2 protein-coding genes are annotated in these 2,294 nt (G+C 41.9%); both read right to left on the minus strand.

Annotation, left to right across the window (positions count from 1 at the left end):
* A partial coding sequence (locus WBA23_RS17505; protein ID WP_424583578.1) for a HipA family kinase occupies window positions 1-803 on the minus strand: 803 nt, incomplete at its 3' end.
* Window positions 804-992: 189 nt separating this feature from the next.
* Window positions 993-2,294, minus strand: a 1,302-nt coding sequence (locus WBA23_RS17510; protein ID WP_424583579.1) for a type I restriction-modification system subunit M, incomplete at its 5' end; no start/stop codon positions are given.

The following is a 2,294-nucleotide window of genomic DNA, read 5'->3' on the forward strand; positions in this document are numbered from 1 at the left end:
TCCAAGCGTTCGGGATTGCTTAAAAAATTAATGATCCGTTCTTCCATCTTCGGGGGAAGCGGCCAGTGCGTCGCACATTGTGCGATAGTATTGGATATGATAGTGTGCCATTCATTGCTCTGTAAAAGTACAAAAAATTGCTCAATCGCGTTTAAACAATTTTCGGTAGGTATATAACGTAGAACTGACCAAAAATATTCACAAGCTAGTAAGCTACCTTTCTGAAAGCGAATGGATTGAGGATTAAATATGCGCAGTTGATTTTCACCACCGAAGATAAAAGCATGGTCAAAAGCTACGTATTGCAGCTTTTTATCTTGGTCAGCTATTAGCAGATTGAAATTATATCCTTCATCAATTGGCTTCCCTCGATCTGCATTACCTACCCACTGATCAAATAGGGCAATTCTGAGTAAATCTAAAGGGTTATCCAACTGATTAAAGTCATGCTTACTGCTGATAGACTCAATAGGCGAGAGGATACGCGACAATACTTCCTGCGAACCAAAACAAATGATACCCGCTTCACAATGCGACTTATTGCGACGTAATTGATTACGGTCAAAAGAACCTTCCGTAACAGCTACGAAGGCTATTGTCGGAGTTGGAATATTTAGCCATTGAAGAAGCTCGTGGGCAACTACTTCGTAGATGAGAAAATCTAATTCAATTTCCTTTTTGAGATTTAAGCGGTATTTGCAGTAATATAATTGACCATCATCACAGTAAAATTTCATGGGAGCGTGCCCATCGGTCTCTAGCTCTTCAACGAAATACTGTGTATGAACTGAAGGGATGGACATTATAAAGTCATTGACTGATTTTTTCTATCGAAATTCAACTCAAGATTATACATTTCTCCGCTGCTTCTGAAGCACGTTGCATTTAGGTTTAGTACCTAATTGTATTTAATACGAAAAAGCAGCCTGACATTTAGTAGTAGGTTTTGAGCCGAACCAATACCAACATTTTTACTATACCATTTACGAACCTTAAATAGTTTTCAGGCCCAATTCTCTCAAAAATTCACTATGCTTGTCGGTATTCGTTTGAATACGATCATTGATGGATGTCAACCGCTCATTCACTTCATTTAAGTCAATTTGTTTTTCTGGCTCAGCAGTACTAACATAGCGAGAAATATTCAGGTTATAACCGTTCTTTTCAATCTCCTCCATGGAGACTTTACGGGAATAGCGTTCCGATTCTTTTCGGTATTTATAGGTTTCTACGATTTTCGCGATATGCTTTTCATCTAAGGTGTTTTGACGTTTGCCTTTATCATAGTGTTCCGCTGCGTTAATGAACAACACATCATCTTCCTTTTTGCATTTTTTCAGCACCAGAATACAAACCGGAATACCGGTGGAATAGAATAAGTTAGAAGGCAAGCCGATGACCGTATCAATGTTATTGTCTTTTAATAGCTTGGTACGAATGCGTTCTTCGGCACCACCACGGAATAATACTCCGTGAGGCAGGATGATAGCCATTGTGCCTTCTTTGCCCAGGAAGTGAAAACCGTGCAGTAGGAAAGCAAAATCAGCGGCTGATTTGGGGGCTAAACCGTAGCTTTTGAAACGGAAATCTTCGGCCAGGGTATCGTTGGGTTCCCAACGTAAGCTGAAGGGGGGATTGGCTACGATGGCATCAAATTCTATTTTCTTGGCAGGATTCATCTCGTTTAACTCATCCCAATGATTGAGCAAGGTGTCTCCGTGGAAGATCTCAAACTCAGTATCTTTCATGCCGTGCAAGAGCATGTTCATGCGGGCCAGGTTGTAGGTGGTAATGTTATTCTCTTGGCCATAAATTTTACCAACCGTGCCGCCATTGTCTTTGATCCGCTTTCTTACGTTCAGCAATAGCGAACCTGAACCACAGGCAAAATCCAATACTTTTTCCAGCTTGCTTTTCTTTCCGGTACTCGGGTCTTGACTGTCTAGAGTAGCGATCTCTGACAGGATGGTAGAGATTTGTTGGGGGGTATAAAACTCACCGGCTTTTTTACCCGAACCGGCGGCGAACTGACCAATTAGGTACTCATAGGCATCTCCAAGGGTATCGGTATCGGTAGAGAAATCGGCAATGCCTTCGGCAATTTTTTGGATGATGGTGCAGAGCTTTTTGTTGCGGTCGGTGGGGGTTTTTCCCAGCTTCTCTGAGTTCAGGTTGATTTCTGAGAACAAACCCTGGAAGGAGTTAGCAAACGACTCGTTTTCGATGTAACGGAAACCCGCTTCCAGTATAACCAATAGTTCTCCGTCTTGCGTTCGGGCCAGTTCGGTGATATT

The sequence above is a fragment of the Tunicatimonas sp. genome (assembly GCF_049647865.1).
Classification (GTDB): Bacteria; Bacteroidota; Bacteroidia; order Cytophagales; family Cyclobacteriaceae; genus Tunicatimonas.